The sequence below is a fragment of the Exiguobacterium sp. s141 genome (genome assembly GCF_018618085.1).
GTDB lineage: Bacteria > Bacillota > Bacilli > Exiguobacteriales > Exiguobacteriaceae > Exiguobacterium > Exiguobacterium mexicanum_A.
Genome location: NZ_JACSLJ010000002.1, coordinates 502,650 through 519,727, shown reverse-complemented (window position 1 = coordinate 519,727; position 17,078 = coordinate 502,650). Strand labels below are relative to the sequence as shown.

At 52.3% G+C, this 17,078-nt stretch carries 14 protein-coding genes; all 14 read right to left on the bottom strand.

Going from position 1 to position 17,078, the window contains the following annotated elements; genetic code table 11:
- Nucleotides 1-17 precede the first annotated feature (17 nt).
- Complete coding sequence (infB, locus tag KNP74_RS07195) at nt 18-2,252, bottom strand: translation initiation factor IF-2 (protein WP_138859583.1); 2,235 nt, start codon at nt 2,250-2,252, stop codon at nt 18-20.
- 21 nt (nt 2,253-2,273) lie between these two features.
- Nucleotides 2,274-2,570 carry a YlxQ family RNA-binding protein gene (locus tag KNP74_RS07190; protein ID WP_021067159.1) on the bottom strand — a complete coding sequence of 99 codons (297 nt, stop codon included), beginning with the start codon at nt 2,568-2,570 and terminating at the stop codon, nt 2,274-2,276.
- Nucleotides 2,567-2,845, bottom strand: a complete 279-nt coding sequence (gene rnpM / locus KNP74_RS07185; protein ID WP_167491800.1) for an RNase P modulator RnpM — start codon at nt 2,843-2,845, stop codon at nt 2,567-2,569. The genes KNP74_RS07190 and rnpM overlap by 4 nt, the downstream gene beginning before the upstream one ends.
- Nucleotides 2,842-4,008, bottom strand: coding sequence for a transcription termination factor NusA (gene nusA, locus KNP74_RS07180; protein WP_214763893.1), 1,167 nt, complete (start codon nt 4,006-4,008; stop codon nt 2,842-2,844). Before nusA ends, rnpM begins: the two co-directional genes overlap by 4 nt.
- A 12-nt stretch (nt 4,009-4,020) precedes the next feature.
- Nucleotides 4,021-4,491 carry a ribosome maturation factor RimP gene (rimP, locus tag KNP74_RS07175; protein WP_034777274.1) on the bottom strand — a complete coding sequence of 157 codons (471 nt, stop codon included), beginning with the start codon at nt 4,489-4,491 and terminating at the stop codon, nt 4,021-4,023.
- 119 nt (nt 4,492-4,610) lie between these two features.
- On the bottom strand, nt 4,611-8,903 hold the full coding sequence (locus KNP74_RS07170; protein WP_214763892.1) for a PolC-type DNA polymerase III: 4,293 nt from the start codon (nt 8,901-8,903) through the stop codon (nt 4,611-4,613).
- A gap of 75 nt (nt 8,904-8,978) precedes the next feature.
- Nucleotides 8,979-10,679 carry a proline--tRNA ligase gene (locus KNP74_RS07165; RefSeq protein WP_214763891.1) on the bottom strand — a complete coding sequence of 567 codons (1,701 nt, stop codon included), beginning with the start codon at nt 10,677-10,679 and terminating at the stop codon, nt 8,979-8,981.
- A gap of 46 nt (nt 10,680-10,725) precedes the next feature.
- Nucleotides 10,726-11,976: an RIP metalloprotease RseP gene (rseP, locus tag KNP74_RS07160; RefSeq protein WP_138859588.1), complete on the bottom strand. Its 1,251-nt coding sequence runs from the start codon at nt 11,974-11,976 to the stop codon at nt 10,726-10,728.
- Between the two features lie 16 nt (nt 11,977-11,992).
- Nucleotides 11,993-13,138 (bottom strand): 1-deoxy-D-xylulose-5-phosphate reductoisomerase, encoded by a 1,146-nt coding sequence (gene dxr / locus KNP74_RS07155; protein ID WP_214763890.1) that lies wholly within the window; start codon nt 13,136-13,138, stop codon nt 11,993-11,995.
- A gap of 12 nt (nt 13,139-13,150) precedes the next feature.
- Complete coding sequence (locus KNP74_RS07150) at nt 13,151-13,948, bottom strand: phosphatidate cytidylyltransferase (RefSeq protein ID WP_138859590.1); 798 nt, start codon at nt 13,946-13,948, stop codon at nt 13,151-13,153.
- A 1-nt stretch (nt 13,949) separates the two neighbouring features.
- Entirely contained in the window at nt 13,950-14,687 is a 738-nt protein-coding gene (locus KNP74_RS07145) for an undecaprenyl pyrophosphate synthase (protein ID WP_214763889.1), read from the bottom strand.
- A gap of 83 nt (nt 14,688-14,770) precedes the next feature.
- Nucleotides 14,771-15,331: a ribosome recycling factor gene (gene frr / locus KNP74_RS07140; RefSeq protein ID WP_034777248.1), complete on the bottom strand. Its 561-nt coding sequence runs from the start codon at nt 15,329-15,331 to the stop codon at nt 14,771-14,773.
- Nucleotides 15,328-16,053: a UMP kinase gene (gene pyrH / locus KNP74_RS07135; RefSeq protein ID WP_138859591.1), complete on the bottom strand. Its 726-nt coding sequence runs from the start codon at nt 16,051-16,053 to the stop codon at nt 15,328-15,330. Before pyrH ends, frr begins: the two co-directional genes overlap by 4 nt.
- A gap of 108 nt (nt 16,054-16,161) precedes the next feature.
- On the bottom strand, nt 16,162-17,043 hold the full coding sequence (gene tsf, locus KNP74_RS07130; RefSeq protein ID WP_138859592.1) for a translation elongation factor Ts: 882 nt from the start codon (nt 17,041-17,043) through the stop codon (nt 16,162-16,164).
- Nucleotides 17,044-17,078: the final 35 nt, after the last annotated feature.

The following is a 17,078-nucleotide window of genomic DNA, read 5'->3' as shown; positions in this document are numbered from 1 at the left end:
CGTGTTCCCTCCTCGCTTTATTTACGTTCGACTTCTTTCATGATGAACGCCTCGATGACGTCCTCCACTTTGATGTCGTCGAACTTCTCTACTTTAATCCCACACTCGTAGCCTGCCGCGACTTCTTTGACGTCGTCTTTGAAGCGACGGAGCGTATCGAGTTTTCCTTCGTACACAACAATCCCGTTACGGATGATGCGGACGCCGGCGTCGCGTGAAATTTTACCTTCTGTGACGTAACAGCCGGCAATCGTACCGACTTTCGAGACTTTGAAGACGTCACGGACTTCAACTTGTCCTGTAATTTCTTCAACGAACTCAGGGTCGAGCATCCCTTTCATCGCGCTCTCGATTTCATCGATGGCGTTATAGATGATCCGGTGCAGACGCATTTCAACATGCTCTTGCTCGGCCATCGACCGGGCGTTCCCATCTGGGCGGACGTTGAATCCGATGATGATCGCATTGGCTGCCGAAGCGAGGATGACGTCACCTTCTGTGATGGCACCGACACCTTGGTGAACGATGTTGATTTTAACGCCTGCGACGTCGATTTTACGGAGTGAACCAGCGAGTGCTTCAGCCGAACCTTGAACGTCTGCTTTGATGATGACGTTCAAATCTTTGACTTCGCCTTCTTGAATACGGCTGAACAAGTCGTCGAGACTCACTTTAGCCGATTCGCGACGCTGTGACTCGAGGTAACGTTGGTAACGTTTTTCCCCGATTGCACGTGCTTTCTTCTCGTCTTCAAACACGATGAACTGGTCACCAGCTTGTGGGACGTCGTTCAATCCTGTGATCTCGATTGGAGTCGATGGACCGACTTCTTTCACACGACGACCGATATCGTTGACCATGGCCCGGACGCGTCCGAACGTGCTACCGACGACGATCGAGTCACCGATGCGGAGTGTCCCGTGTTGAACGAGAAGCGTAGCGACAGGACCGCGGCCTTTGTCGAGCTTCGCTTCGATGACCGAACCGCGAGCTGGCATTTCCGGCGTCGACTTGTACTCTTCGACTTCTGAGACGAGTAAGATCATCTCGAGCAACTCATCGATTCCTTCGTCCTTCAAAGCTGAAATCGGTACGAAAATCGTTTCGCCGCCCCACTCTTCCGGTACAAGACCAAACTCTGTCAATTCTTGTTTGACGCGGTCAGGGTTTGCGCCTTCTTTATCCATTTTGTTCACCGCGACGATAATCGGCACGTTTGCCGCTTTCGCGTGTGAGATGGCTTCTTCTGTCTGTGGCATGACGCCGTCATCCGCTGCCACAACGATAATCGCGATATCCGTCACTTCGGCTCCGCGGGCACGCATCGTCGTAAAGGCGGCGTGACCTGGTGTGTCAAGGAACGTGATCTTTTTACCGTTGACTTCAACTTGATAAGCACCGATGTGCTGCGTGATCCCGCCGGCTTCACCAGCAACGACTTTCGTGTTGCGGATCGAGTCAAGAAGGGTTGTCTTACCGTGGTCGACGTGACCCATGATCGTCACGACAGCTGGACGCTCCACAAGCTCATACGGAGAGAAGTCGATTTCTACTTCTTCAAAGTCCGTCTCGTCGATGAGGACTTCTTTCTCGACTTCGTAACCGAATTCAGTTGCAAGCAACTCAATCGTCTCGTCATCAAGTGTTTGGTTGATTGTCGCCATGACACCAAGACCCATCAACTTCATGATGATCTCGTTTGGCTTTTTATCCATCTTCGCAGCGAGGTCCGATACGCTGAGGACATCCTCGTACTTGATGACGTTGCCCATTTCAGACTCTTGCGCTAAACGAGCCGCTTTACGTTGACTCGTTTTCGAATTTGGATCCGCTTCTAATGGCACGGCTGCTTTCGCAGGTTTACCTTTGAATTTACCGCCGCGCTTTTTGTTGCGGTTGTCGTTGCGGTTGTTGCCGAAACGGTTGCCACCACGGTTACCCGCTTGGTTGCTTTGACCGCCAGACGCTTGTGGGCGTGCTTTCGGTGCTTCTTGTTTGCCAGCAGGCTTCGCGTCAGCCGGTTTTGACTTGGCAGACTTCGTTTCAGCTTGTTTCGTTGCAACCGGCTTGTCTTGCTTGTCAGCCGAACGGTATTTCTCAGGGTTGAAGACACGGTCGAGTTGCTTGACCGATTCCTCATCTAAGACAGCCATGTGATTTTTCACTGGCTTGTTCATTTTTTCGAGCTGAGTAATGACTTGTTTACTTGTTACATTCTGTTCTTTTGCAAATTCATAGACGCGTTTTCCCAAAGCATCCACCTCCGTTAATAGTTAAGAGAGAAGTTGCTTAAGCTTGTTCGCAAATCCGGATTCTGTCACAGACACGACGACTCGCATGTCTTTACCTAAAGCAGCCCCGATTGTATATCGGTCGCTCACTTCAATCAATGGAACACCATACGATGTACATTTGTCGGTAACCCGTTTTCTCGTAGACGCTCCTGCATCTCCGGCAAGGATGACGAGCTTGGCTCGGCCAGCTCGCACATCCTTCAACACAAACTCTTCTCCCATCGTTACTTTCCTCGCCCGTGCGGCAAGGCCTAACAATGATTCCCACTGACTCATGATTCGGCTCCTGTAACAGCTTGAAGTAGCTGCTCATAAAGCGCTTCACTTGTCTTCACTTTTAAATGATGATCGAGTGTCCGTTTTTTCTCTGCTAAACGAATCACGTCCGCATCTTTCGACAAATACGCCCCACGTCCGTTCAATTTACCGGTCGTATCGATGACGACATCGCCTTCCGGCGTCCGAACGACACGAATCAACGCTTGTTTCGGCAACATTTCTTGCGTGACCACACATTTGCGCAAAGGAAGTTTCTTTTGCTTCATGGTCATTCCTCTTCTTTCACCGTTGTCGGCTCGAGAGCGACGTCAACCGAGTCAGTCTGTTCCATTTCATTGTGAACATTTTCTGGCTCCGGTTCAACTTTTTCGGCGTACGTATCATACAAGTCCATGCCTTCAGCATCCGTTTCGCTCTTGATATCAATTTTCCATCCCGTCAATTTCGCGGCAAGACGGGCGTTTTGACCGCGCTTCCCGATGGCGAGTGACAATTGATAGTCTGGCACGACGACCGTCGTCGACTTGCTAGGTTCATTGACGTACACGTCAACGACTTGAGCCGGGCTGAGTGCGTTTTTCACGAACTCTTTCGGGTCGTTCGACCAACGGACGATATCGATTTTCTCACCGTTGAGCTCATCGACGATCGTTTGAACACGCTGCCCTTTCGGACCGACACAAGCGCCGACCGGGTCGACGATATCCGAATGGACGGCAATCTTCGAGCGATCGCCCGCTTCACGTGAGACCGACATGACGTCGACCGTACCGCTCGCGATTTCTGGTACTTCGAGCTCGAACAGACGACGCAACAGACCTGGATGTGTCCGTGAGACTTGGATGGCTGCGCCAGAACCTTTCGTCGTCGAATCGACTTTCGTCACATACACTTTGATACGGTCATGAATCTGGTACGATTCATTCGGCATCTGCTCGTTCGGTGTGAGCACCGCTTCGATATTGTTTTCAAGACCGATATACAAGTTGCGTGGGTCGAACCGTTCCACAATCCCCGTCATGATCTCGTCTTCTTTATCGACGAAGTGGTTATAGATGCGCTCGCGCTCGGCTTCCCGCATCTTTTGCGTGACGACTTGTTTGGCCGTCATCGCCGCGACGCGACCGAAGTCGCTCGGTGTGACTTCTTCTTTATGGAAGTCCCCTAACTCGTAGTTCGGGTCGATCTCATGCGCTTCTTCGAGCGACAATTGTTGCTCGGGATGCGAGAGACGTTCAACGACTTCAAGAAGTGCGAAGACACGAATATCACCAGTCACTTGGTCGAATTCAACTTTTACGTTTTCATTCGGGTTGGCGACGTTTCGGCGGTATGCCGAAATGAGCGCCTGCTCAAGTGCATCGATGATAATCTCCTTCTCGATTCCTTTTTCGTTAGCAATCTGTTCGATTGTTGTGAGTAATTGTGGCCCCATCTTTACCTCTCCTTAACTAAACGTGACCGCTAGGCGGGCTTGTGCAATTTTGTCTACCGGTAGCGATATCGCTTTTTTTCTTGTCTTAATACGTGTCTCGACGACGGCGGTCTCGCCGTCATATTCTGTCAAAATCCCTTCGAACTCTTTAGCACCTTCAATCGGGGCGAACGTCTTGATATAGACGTTCTTTCCAATCGCGCGTTCAAAGTCGGTCGGCTTCTTCAGCGGTCGCTCGGCACCGGGACTCGAGACGTCAAGATAATAGGCTTGTTCGATCGGATCGCTATCGTTTAGTTTTTCCGAGAGTTGTTCGTTGATGTTGACGCAATCATCTAAATCGACGCCCCCCGGCTTGTCGATATAGACGCGCAAGAACCAGTCTGGCCCTTCTTTCACGAATTCGACATCGACCAATTCCATGTTCTCACGCTCCACGATCGGCAACGCGATCGCTTCGACGACTTCTGTTATTTTGGACACTCTCATCCCTCCTTCTGGCTTTTACATACAAGAAAGGAGTAGGGTTCCCTACTCCTTTCCGTCGTAGTATCCAACATTGTTCGATACCAATATATCATATTTTCCCGTTTTTTCGCAACTTACACCCCAAAATCAAAGAACGAGAGTTGGTTCTCATCCGGGAGGCCTTCGAGACATTTCATCGTATCGAGCGTCTCAACGATCGTCTTCGACAACTTGGCCCGTTTGCGCAAGTCTTCTTTTGATAAGAACTGTCCTTCGGCACGTGCATCGACAATCGCTTTCGCCGCGTTCGTCCCGAGTCCATCGACTGCATTGAACGGTGGGATGAGCGTGTTCCCTTCAATCAGGAATTCGGTCGCACTCGAACGATACAAATCGATGTTTTGGAACTTCATGCCGCGCTCCAACATCTCGAGAGCGAGCTCGAGCACGGTGTGAAGGCCTTTATCTTTCGCCGTGGCTTCAAATCCTTTTTCACGGATATCCGACATCGCTTTACGCACGGCCTGTGATCCTTTGATCATCGCCGACAAATCGAAGTCGCCGGCCCGGACCGTGAAGTACGTCGCATAATACAAGATTGGATGATGCACTTTGAAGTAGGCGATTCGCACGGCCATAAGCACGTACGCCGTGGCGTGCGCTTTCGGGAACATGTACTTAATCTTCTTACAAGACGAGATGTACCATTCCGGGACATCGTTGGCCCGCATCTCCGTCTCCATATCTTCTGACAAGCCCTTCCCTTTCCGCACCGACTCCATGATTTTGAAGGCGAATGACGGTTCGAGGCCCGCATATATCAAGTAGACCATGATGTCATCACGACACCCGATCACGTCTTTCAGTTCACACGTCCCGTTGTAGATGAGCTCGTTGGCGTTTCCGATCCAGACGTCCGTCCCGTGAGACAATCCAGAGATTTGAACGAGCTCGGAGAACGTCGATGGCTTCGTCTCTTCGAGCATCTGCCGGACGAATTTTGTCCCGAACTCTGGAATCCCGAGCGTTCCCGTCTTCGATTCGATTTGCTCTGGCGTGACACCGAGCACGTCCGGCGACGAAAAGATTTTCATGACTGTCGGATCGTCCGTCGGAATCGTCTTCGGATCGATACCGGACAAGTCTTGTAGCATCCGGATGGCGGTCGGGTCATCGTGACCGAGAATATCGAGTTTGAGCAAGTTGTCGTGAATCGAGTGGAAGTCAAAGTGGGTCGTTTTCCACTCGGATGACTTATCATCGGCCGGATATTGGATCGGCGAAATTTCGGCGATGTCCATATAATCCGGGACGACGATGATTCCCCCCGGGTGTTGTCCCGACGTCCGTTTGACGCCGGTGACGCCCGAGACGAGCCGATCGACTTCGGCGTTCCGATAAATCTTATCGTTCTCGGTCGCATAACCTTTCACATATCCATACGCCGTCTTATCGGCAATTGTCCCGATCGTCCCCGCACGGTACACATAATCCTCTCCGAACAACACTTTCGTGTAGGCGTGGGCGTGTGGTTGATATTCACCCGAGAAGTTCAAATCGATATCCGGTACTTTGTCCCCTTTGAAACCAAGGAACGTCTCGAACGGGATATCGTGCCCGTCCTTCGTATACCAAGTCCCACACTCCGGACATTGCTTGTCGGGAAGGTCATACCCGGACCCGACCGATCCGTCGTCGAAGAAGTGGGAATGTTGACACTTCGGACAGACGTAATGCGGCGGCAACGGGTTGACCTCGGTGATTTCGGTCATCGTCGCAACGAAACTCGAGCCGACCGAACCACGTGAACCGACGAGATAGCCGTCATCGAGTGATTTCTTAACGAGCTTATGCGAAATCAAATAGATGACCGCAAAGCCGTGTCCGATAATCGATTTCAGCTCTTTCTCGAGCCGGGCCTCGACGATTTCCGGCAGTTGTTCTCCGTAAATCGAACGGGCCATGTCGTAACTCATGTTCCGGACCTCATCGTCTGCGCCTTCAATCTTCGGTGTGTACAAATCGTCCGGAATGATTTGAATCGACTCGATTTGATCGGCGATCGCATTCGGGTTCGTGATGACGATTTCGCGGGCGAGTTCGTCCCCGAGGAACTTGAACTCTTCCATCATCTCTTTCGTCGTCCGGAAATGGGCGTGCGGGAGTTCTTTCCGCGTGTTGATGAAGTTGGCACCACCTTGCGTCCGAATCAAGATCTCTCGGTATGAGCGGTCTGTCCGGTCAAGGTAATGAACGTTTCCGGTCGCACATACCGGCAGGCCGGCCTGTCCGGCGACGCGAATGATCCGCTTAATGATTTCCCGTAACTCGAGCTCGTTGGCGACGATCTCTTTATCGATCAAATGCATATAGAGCGCCGGGGGATGAATCTCGATGAAGTCGTAGAACGCCATCATCTTCTCAAGCTCTTCGTCTGACTTGTTCAGGGCGGCGTCAAAAATTTCACCGTTGTCACACGCCGAACCGATGAGGAGTCCTTCACGACGCTTCACGATTTCCGAGCGCGGCATGCGTGCCATCCGGAACAAGTAATCGATGTGGGACAACGAGATTAGTTCGTATAAGTGACGAAGTCCCGGTTTTTTCGTTTTCGCATAAATCGTCGCATGGAACGGACGGATTTTCGAGACGTCGCTTCCGACTTTCGCGTTCAGTGAGCGATGCGTCTGCATCTCAAACATCTGTTTGGCGAGTTCGAGCAGTTTCATGAGCAAGTACGCCGTCGCCTCCGCATCATAGATGGCCCGGTGATGCTGGGTCAACTCGATATCGAATCGCTTCGCGAGCGTGTTGAGGCGGTGGTTTTTGAGCGTCGGTAAAATCGTCCGGGCGAGTTCGAGCGTGTCGATGACGGGATAGTCATCCGGCTCGTGCCCCCCGCTCCGAAGCGTCGCTTCTAAGAAGCCCATATCGAACGATGCGTTATGGGCGACGAGGATGCCGTCCCCGCACCAATCGACGAACTGTTTGGCGATGACTTCGGGATCGGGCTGGCCATGGACCATGTCGTCCGTGATGCCCGTCAGCTCGATTGTCGTAGCCGAGAGCGGATGTTTCGGATCGGCGAACGCCTCGAACCGGTCGATGATTTCACCGTCTTTAATTTTGACCCCGGCGAGTTCGATGATTTTGTTGTAGACGGCCGAAAGTCCGGTCGTCTCGACGTCGAAGACGACATACGTCGCATCATCGAGCGGGACATCGGTCGGGTGATACGCGACAGGCACGCCGTCATTGACGACGTTCGCCTCGACCCCGAACAGCACTTTGATGTCATTCTTTTTCCCGGCGTAATAGGCTTCCGGGAACGACTGGACGCCGGCGTGGTCGGTGATGGCGATGGCGCGATGGCCCCATTTGGCCGCCCGGGCGACGAGCGCCGACACGTTCGTGACCGCGTCCATCTGGCTCATTTGCGTATGCGCGTGTAATTCGACGCGTTTCTCGCCGGCCCACTCGTCACGGGCCGGTTCGACTTTCACTTCTTGCAGTTGCGATGCCATCATGCACAGTTCGCGCATGAAGCTGTCATCCTCGACCCGGCCGGCCGCTTGGATCCACATGCCTTTTTTGACGGCGCTGAGCATCCGGTCATCATCGTCATCGCGTGCGAACACTTTGACGATGAGTGAATCGGTATAGTCTGTCATCTTGAACGTGAACAGTTTCTTCCCGCTCTTCAGTTCTTTCCGTTCGGCCGAGAAGACGAGACCTCGGATGGCGACGCGTCGTTCTTCTTCGATGATCGTCTTGATCGGGACGATCTCGTCTTTGATCAAGGCGCCCATCCGTACCTCGGTGACCGGTTCGTCGTTCGTCTCGGTCGCCTTCGCGAATTGCGCTGCGAGGGCGAGCTTCGCTTGTTCCAAATCTTCTTGCACGACTTGTTCGCGGAGCGCTTGGTTTGCTTCTTCATTCTCCGAGAACAGCGCTTGGCAAGGTTTCTTCATAAAGCCATAGGCGCTATAGAGCGCTTGGACTTCTTGGCATAACTCTTTATCGACATAGTTCGCCTCAGGGGCCGAGCGCACCGGGATGAGCAATTTGTTCTGCTCAAAGCGCGGTGAGACCGATGCGAAATAACTGCGCATCGCACCCGACACTTGGCTGAGTTCACTGACGATACGCGGCCAATAGTCGATATAATCCTGTTCGGCACCGCCTGAGGTCGTCGTGAAACGCGCGTACACCTCGTCAGCGAACGTCGCGTACCGGCTCTCGATTCGACTCATGAACAGTTGATACACCTCGTACGGCAACACGCGCTGCAACTGGAAATAAAACGTCCACGTCCGGCGCTGCTTGTTGACGACAAGTCGCGTCAATTCCGCATCGTCGAATTGTTCCGTCTCGGTCGTGATGCCGAGATCGGTCAAGAGCAATTGCATTTTTTGATTAGCTTCCACGGGTAAGAAGTCCCCCCTTTTATCATTCGATGTCGAAAAATGAAGGTGACGGCAAGAAACCGTCACCTTCATCGATCATTTTGCCTCGTTCAGTTGCGCCGTGATCACACGTGGCAACTCATCTACCGTCGTCTCAAGGACTTCGCCAGTGGCACGTACTTTCACTTCGACGATACCTTCGCTCGCTTTTTTCCCGACGTTGATACGAATCGGAAGACCGATCAAATCAGCATCGGCGAATTTGACGCCAGCCCGTTCTTTACGGTCATCATACAACACATCGTACGTCGATGACAGCTCATCGTATAAACGGTTCGCGAGTTCGACTTGCGCTTCGTCTTTCGTGTTGATGGCAATCAAGTGCACATCGAACGGAGCGACGCTCTTCGGCCAAACGATACCGCGATCGTCATGATGTTGCTCGATGACGGCCGACAATGTGCGTGAGACGCCGATGCCGTAGCAACCCATAATGAGCGGTTCGGCCCGACCTTCTTCGTTCAAGAACGTCGCGCCCATCGCTTCTGAATAGCGCGTGCCGAGCTTGAACACTTGTCCGACTTCAATCCCGCGAGCGAAGCGGACCGGACCCGACTCGTCAGGTGCCATGTCGCCTTCGACGACGAAACGGAGGTCATGATACGTCAAATGCGACAAGTCGCGTTCGGCGTTGACGTGCGTATAATGGGTGTTCGCCTCGTTGGCGCCACATACCGCGTCGACCAAATATTTGACGGCGTAATCGGCCACGACTTTGACCGGTGCATGAATCGGTCCGAGCGTGCCCGGCTCACAGCCGAACAAGTCGATGATCGTCGCTTCTTCTTCCATTTGGATGTCGAGTCCGCCGAGGGCGTTCTTCACTTTGACGTCGTTCGCCTCGTGATCACCTCGAACGATGGCCATGACCGTCTCGCCATCGACGTTGAAGAGGACCGACTTGATCGTCGTCTTCGTGTCGACGTTCAAGAAGCGCGCCACATCTTCAATCGTCTTATTGTCTTTCGTGTCGACCTTGTCGAGGGCAAGCACTTCGGCCGCTTGCATGTCATAGCGGTCGAGCGTTTCTGCCATCTCGATATTGGCGGCGTAGTTCGACGTGTCCGTATAGACAATCGTGTCTTCCCCGATATCGGCAAGCGCTTGGAATTCGTGCGTGTCTTTCCCGCCGATGGCACCCGAGTCAGCTACGACCGGGCGATATTTTAAACCGATGCGGTCAAAGATGTTGGAATAGGCGTTATACATGTTCTTGTATTCGTCGTCCAAGTCATCTTGTGTGGCGTGGAACGAATACGAATCTTTCATCAAGAACTCACGACCCCGGAGCAGTCCGAAACGTGGACGACGCTCGTCGCGATATTTCGTTTGAATCTGATACAAGTTGACCGGTAACTTTTTGTAGGAGTTGAGTTCATCGCGCACGATCGACGTGATGAGTTCCTCGTGCGTCGCACCGAGGGCGAAGCGACGATCGTGACGATCGGTCAATCGCATAAGTTCAGGACCATAAATACCCCAGCGACCCGTCTCTTCCCACAGTTCCGCCGGTTGAATCGCTGGCATGAGCAATTCTTGGGCACCGGCCCGGTTCATCTCTTCGCGGATGATCGTTTGAATCTTTTGTAACACGCGGTGGCCTAGTGGAAGATACGAATAAATTCCAGCGGCGTTTTGGCGCATGAAGCCCCCGCGGACGAGGAGTTGATGGCTGATGGCTTCTGCGTCGGCCGGCACTTCTCTAAGCGTAGGCATGAACAGTCTCGATTGTTTCATAGGTATCAACGTTTCCCTTCTATAACCCGATTAGATCTTACTTTTATTATTTAAAGAATGATTGAATATCATTCCACGTGACGATCAACATGAGGAGCATGAGCAAAGCGAACCCGATAAAGTGGACGAATCCTTCCTTTTTCGGATCGATCGGCCGTCCGCGCACCGCTTCGAACAAGAGGAAGATGAGTCGTCCTCCATCAAGTGCCGGGAGCGGCAACAAGTTAAAGATGGCCAAGTTGACTGATAAAAGTGCCGTCCAGTTGAGGAGCATGATGAGCCCGCTCGCCGCCACTTCATCGGTCATGCGGACAATCCCGACCGGTCCGGCCAATTGGTCGACGCCTACTTGACCGGTAACCAAATCACCGACCGCGGAAAAGATGAGCGTCGACATCGTCCACGTCGTCTCAGCCCCAGTCGTGAAGGCTTTCGTCGGTGAACGCTCGAGCGCGTTCGTCACGCCCAATATCCCGACCGTCTCGCCGTTTTGTTCGACCGCTTGCGGCGTGAGCGTCACCGTTTGTTCTGCATCATCCCGAATATACGTCACTTCTGTTGGCGTGTCAGCCCGGTCGGCAAGCACAGTCCGAAGGTCGAGCCAGTCATCAATCGTCTCGCCTTCGATGGAGACAATTTCATCTCCCGCCATGAGACCTGCTTGATCTGCAGCCGAATCTGGCTGCACCGTACCGATTCGTCCATCGTCCGTTGGCGTCCCTTGGACGAGACCGACGATGACAAGCAAGATGAAGGCAAGGACGAAGTTCATCGCTGGGCCGGCTGCAATCGCGAGCACACGTTTCCATACCGATTGAGCTCCGAACGTGCGGTCGTATGGGGCAATTTGAATTTCCATGCCTTGGTCGACGAGAAGCGTGTCCCGTTCAAGTGAATAGACACGGACCTCATCATCGACGAGTAACTGGATCTTCAATTCGCGAATCGAATCGAACTTGTCGACCGTCCCGACGACGTGCACGTCTTTTGCCTGATCCGGCTGAAAGTAGACACGATCGACCGTGCCGGCGTTCGTCAGGCGTAACCCGACGTGTTGACCGGCTTTCACTTCGATCGGCTCAAAATCTTCTCCTGCCATTTTGACATACCCACCGATTGGCAATAAGCGAATCGTATACAGCGTCTCATTCTTTCTGAACGAGAGGATTTTCGGTCCAAACCCGATTGCAAATTCATGACAGAGAATCCCTGCCCGTTTCGCCATGACGAGGTGTCCCCATTCATGAACCGATATGAGTACCCCAAACATCAAAACGATGGCGATAAAAGTCGTCATTGTCTATTCCCCACCTTCACTTTCCTTGCTGAATTTGTTCTCGAACCGCTCGGTCGACTTGAAGGATCTGTTCGAGCGTCGGTTCTGCAATTACCGTATGTGTCTCCATCGCTTGTTCAACGATCCGTTCGATATCGAGGAAAGCGATCTCCCCGTTCAAGAACAGCTCGACAGCCGCCTCGTTGGCCGCATTAAGCACCGTCGGCATCGAACCACCGGCGCGTCCGGCCTCATACGCGAGGCGTAAGGCCGGATAACGCGTCAAGTCGGCTTCTGCGAAGTGAAGCGTTCCGATTTCTCTCAAGTTTAACCGCTTGTTCCCGTCGATTTCAAGACGTTTCGGACCTGAGAGCGCATAGAGGATCGGTCCCCGCATATCCGGATTTCCAAGCTGCGCCATGACGGCGGCGTCTTTGAATTCGACCATCGAGTGGATGATGGACTCACGATGAAGCACCACTTCAATATCATTATAATCGATATCGAACAACCAGTGCGCTTCGATGACTTCGAGTCCTTTATTGAACATCGTCGCCGAATCGATCGTGATTTTCGCCCCCATCGACCAGTTTGGATGTGCGAGCGCCTCTGCGACGGTCACGCTGTCTAATTCATCCCGCGACTTGTCACGGAAACTCCCGCCTGATGCCGTTAAGATGATTTTCGAGACGTCCTCTCGGCGTTCACCGTTCAAACATTGATAGATGGCCGAATGTTCACTATCGACTGGAAGCAGGCTGACCCCATGCTTCTTGACGGCTGCCGTGACGAGATGGCCCGCCGTGACGAGCGTCTCCTTGTTCGCCAAAGCGATGTCTTTACCTGCCTCGATGGCAGCGAGCGTCGGCTCAAGACCGATAGCCCCGACGACGGCTGTGACGACGATGTCAGCCCGCTCTGCGGTCGCACATTCGATCAACCCTTCAAGTCCGATAAAAAAGAGTGGTTCGTATGTAAGTCGTGGTTTGAGTCGTTCGAGCACTTCGATGTCTTTGGCGGACACGTATTTCGGCCGCAAGCGGTTGATCCATTCCTCGGCTACATCTACATTCGTTCCGAAGGCATATGCCTCAAGTTCAAACAAGTCGGGGTGCTGTTCGATGACGTCACATGTCTGTACGCCAATCGAACCAGTCGCCCCGATTAAGCTGATTCGCTTCATCTTGACACTCCTTTATAACAAATTAAATACCCAGATGACGGTGAATACCGCGATCATACTATCAAAGCGGTCCAAAATGCCACCGTGTCCCGGTAACAGATGACCCGAATCTTTTACGTTGAATTGACGTTTATACGCCGACTGTACCAAGTCCCCGAGTTGCCCGACGACGGATACGACGACCGCGAGCACCACTACTTCGAGAATCGGCAACACCGGTTCGACGAGGACGTAGACGAGACCGACGACGATAGACGAGATGATCCCACCGACCGCCCCTTCAATCGTCTTGTTCGGACTGATTGAGGGCCACAGTTTTGTCTTACCGATTGCTTTGCCCGTGAAGTAAGCACCCGAGTCGGTCGCCCAAATCATGAACAGGACGAGAAGTACTTTGACGAGCCCATCCTCCGAAAGACGGACGAGCGCAAAACTAGAGAAACCGATGACGAGATAGACAGCAGATACAAAATAAAAACTCGCGTCTTCATACGTGAAACGGTTTTTTGTGACGACCGTCCAAAACAAGAGGAGCATTAAACCGAGCACCATCCATTGATTCGTCGACATCGGCATCTCGCCCATGACAAGCTGTCGCTCGAGCAACATCAATACGAACGGGAAGGCTACAAGGAGCGACGTCACAAGGAACGGAAACGCCGTCAACTTGTGATTGCGCATCATCGTGAACTCGCTCAGTCCAATCAAGGCGAGCACACCCATCAAGATGACGAACGGACTGCCCCCGAGGGCGATCAAGCTGACAAAAATGGCACCGGCCCAAAGACCGGTAATAATTCGAGTCTTCATGTCACACCCCACCAAACCGGCGCGTCCGCGCGTTATACGCTTCGATTGCCTCGACGAAGTGGTCTCGTTTGAACTCAGGCCATAACACGTCTGTGAAATGGAGTTCAGCGTACGCCCCTTGCCAGAGCAAGAAGTTCGAGAGACGCTGTTCCCCGCTCGTCCGGATAATCAAATCGACGTCTTGCATATTTGTCATGAGACGCTGTCCGATCATGGCGTTATCGATGTCGTCCGGTTGAATCTTCCCTGCCGCTACATCGCTGGCGATATGGCGCATCGCTTGTACGAGCTCGTCGCGGCCACCATAGTTTAAGGCAAAGACGAGATCCAGACCTGTGTTCGTCGCCGTGCGCGTACGAGCCTCATCGACTGCATCCCGCGTGCCGCGCGGTAATTTTGACACATCACCTGCGACGAGGACGCGAACGTTTTGTTCGTCCAGTTCTTTTAAGTCCGTCTCTAAAAATTGTTTCGGCAATTTCATCAAGAAGTTGACTTCTTCTTCCGGACGCGTCCAGTTCTCCGTCGAGAACGCATAGAGCGTCAACGAACGGATCCCGAGTTCTTGGGCGGTGCGAACCGCTTCCCGGACCGATTTCATCCCTTCCCGGTGACCCATGATGCGAGGGAGTCCACGCTTTTTCGCCCAACGGCCGTTGCCGTCCATAATGATGGCGACGTGTTCGGGGATGCTCAGTTCCGCCTCGGTCTTCGTTTTAGGATTCACCCATTTAAACATACTCTATCCTCCTGATTGTATGAAAGAGGGACCCTCTCAGTAAAAGGGTCCCCACACAGCTTTTTGGTATACCACTTCCGTGATTACACTTCCATGATTTCTTTTTCTTTCGTCGCTGCAGATTCATCAATCTTTTTGATATACGAATCCGTTAACGATTGAACGTCATCCGCGTAACCGCGAAGGTCGTCCTCAGTCAAGTCCCCATCTTTTTCAAGCTTCTTCAAGTTTTCGTTGGCGTCACGACGAACGTTACGGACAGCGACTTTCGCTTCTTCCGCATATTTCTTCGTCACTTTCACGAGCTCTTTGCGACGCTCTTCCGTCAAAGCTGGGATGGCGAGACGAATGACGGTCCCGTCCGACGACGGCGAGAGACCAAGGTCGGCTTTTTGGATCGCTTTTTCAACGTCAGACACCATCGACTTGTCCCATGGTTGAATCAAGAGAAGCCGTGCTTCCGGTGTATTGATGTTCGCGACTTGATTGAGCGGTGTCGGTACGCCGTAGTAATCGACTTGAACCGGGTCCAAGATCGACGCGCTCGCGCGTCCCGTCCGAAGTGTCCCGAAGTCACGCTTCAGCGCGGAAACGGCTTTCTCCATTTTCTCTTCAGCAGTTTTCAATACGTCATTTACACTCATGAATTGATTCCTCCTACTACCGTCCCGATATGTTCCCCGAGTACGACACGTTTGATGTTTCCTTCTTCAAGCAATGAGAATACAATCAGTGGGATATGGTTGTCCATACATAGTGACGTGGCTGTCGAATCCATCACTTGGAGACCGTCCTTTAAGACGTCCAAGTACGTGAGCGTGTCGTATTTGACTGCATCCGGAACGAGTTTCGGATCGGCCGAATAGACGCCGTCGACGTTGTTTTTTCCCATCAAGATGACGTCAGCTTCGATCTCCGCTGCGCGGAGTGCCGCTGTCGTGTCTGTCGAGAAGTACGGGTTCCCCGTCCCTGCCGCGAAGATGACGACGCGACCTTTTTCAAGGTGACGCATCGCCCGGCGACGAATGTACGGTTCAGCCACTTGGCGCATTTCGATTGAGGTTTGGACGCGTGTTTGGACACCGTTCGTTTCAAGGCTATCTTGTAGCGCGAGCGAGTTCAATACCGTGGCGAGCATGCCCATGTAATCCGCATTCGCTCGGTCCATGCCGAGCTCGCTACCGGTCTTGCCGCGCCAGATGTTCCCGGCGCCTACGACGACGGCAACTTCGACGCCCAAGGCGACCAATTCTTTAATTTGCCCAGAGATCGAATTGACGATGGCCGGGTCAATCCCGTACCCTTGATCTCCAGCGAGCGCTTCCCCACTCAATTTTAACACAATTCGCTTATATTTCGGTTCCATACTTTGCCTCCTCTTGCTTGAAAAAAGGGAACACGCTCCCTTAACGAACTAACTCAAGGTTATACAGACGTGTTCCCAATTTTGATAGCACCATGTGAATGATGCAGATTATTTTTTAAGTTGGTTCATTACTTCTTCAGCAAAGTTTTCTTCGCGTTTTTCCATACCTTCTCCAACTTCGTAACGTACGAATGAGTTGATACGGCCGCCTTTAGACTCTACGTATTTCCCAACTTTGAAGTCAGCGTCTTTAACGAATGTTTGGTCGACGAGGCAGATTTCCTCGAAGTACTTGTTCATACGTCCCGCAATCATCTTCTCGACGATGTTGGCAGGCTTGCCTTCGTTGAGGGCTTGCTCAGTCAAGACTTTCTTCTCACGATCTGCTTCTTCAGCCGATACTTCGTCGCGTGTCGCGTAAAGTGGGCGTGCTGCTGCTACGTGCATGGCTACGTCTTTTGCAACTGTTTCGTCTGTTGTACCGTCGAGGACAACGACTGAACCGATGCGGCCGCCCATGTGGAGGTACGTGCCGAAGACTGCATCGTCCGCTTTTTCAAGGACAGCGATGCGACGGAGTGAGATTTTCTCTCCGATTGTCGAAGCTTCTTCTTGAATGTGTGTTTCAAGCGTTTTACCAGCTACGAATTCAGAAGCGAGTGCCGCTTCAACTGTCGTTGCGCCTGAAGTAAGAACAGCTTTTGCTACGTCTGAAACGAGTGTTTGGAACTTCTCGTTTTTCGCAACGAAGTCTGTTTCTGAGTTAACTTCGACGAGCGTAGCTTTGTTGCCTTCAACCGCTACTGCCGTCAAACCTTCTGCTGCGATACGGTCGCCTTTAGCTGCTGCTTTCGCGATCCCTTTTTCACGAAGGAAGTCGATTGCTGCTTGCATGTCACCGTTTGTTTCAGTGAGTGCTTTTTTGCAATCGAGCATACCTGCACCTGTTTTTTCACGAAGTTCTTTTACCATTGCTGCTGTAACTGCCATCGGAAATTCCTCCTTGTAAAACTTACAATTTTTTA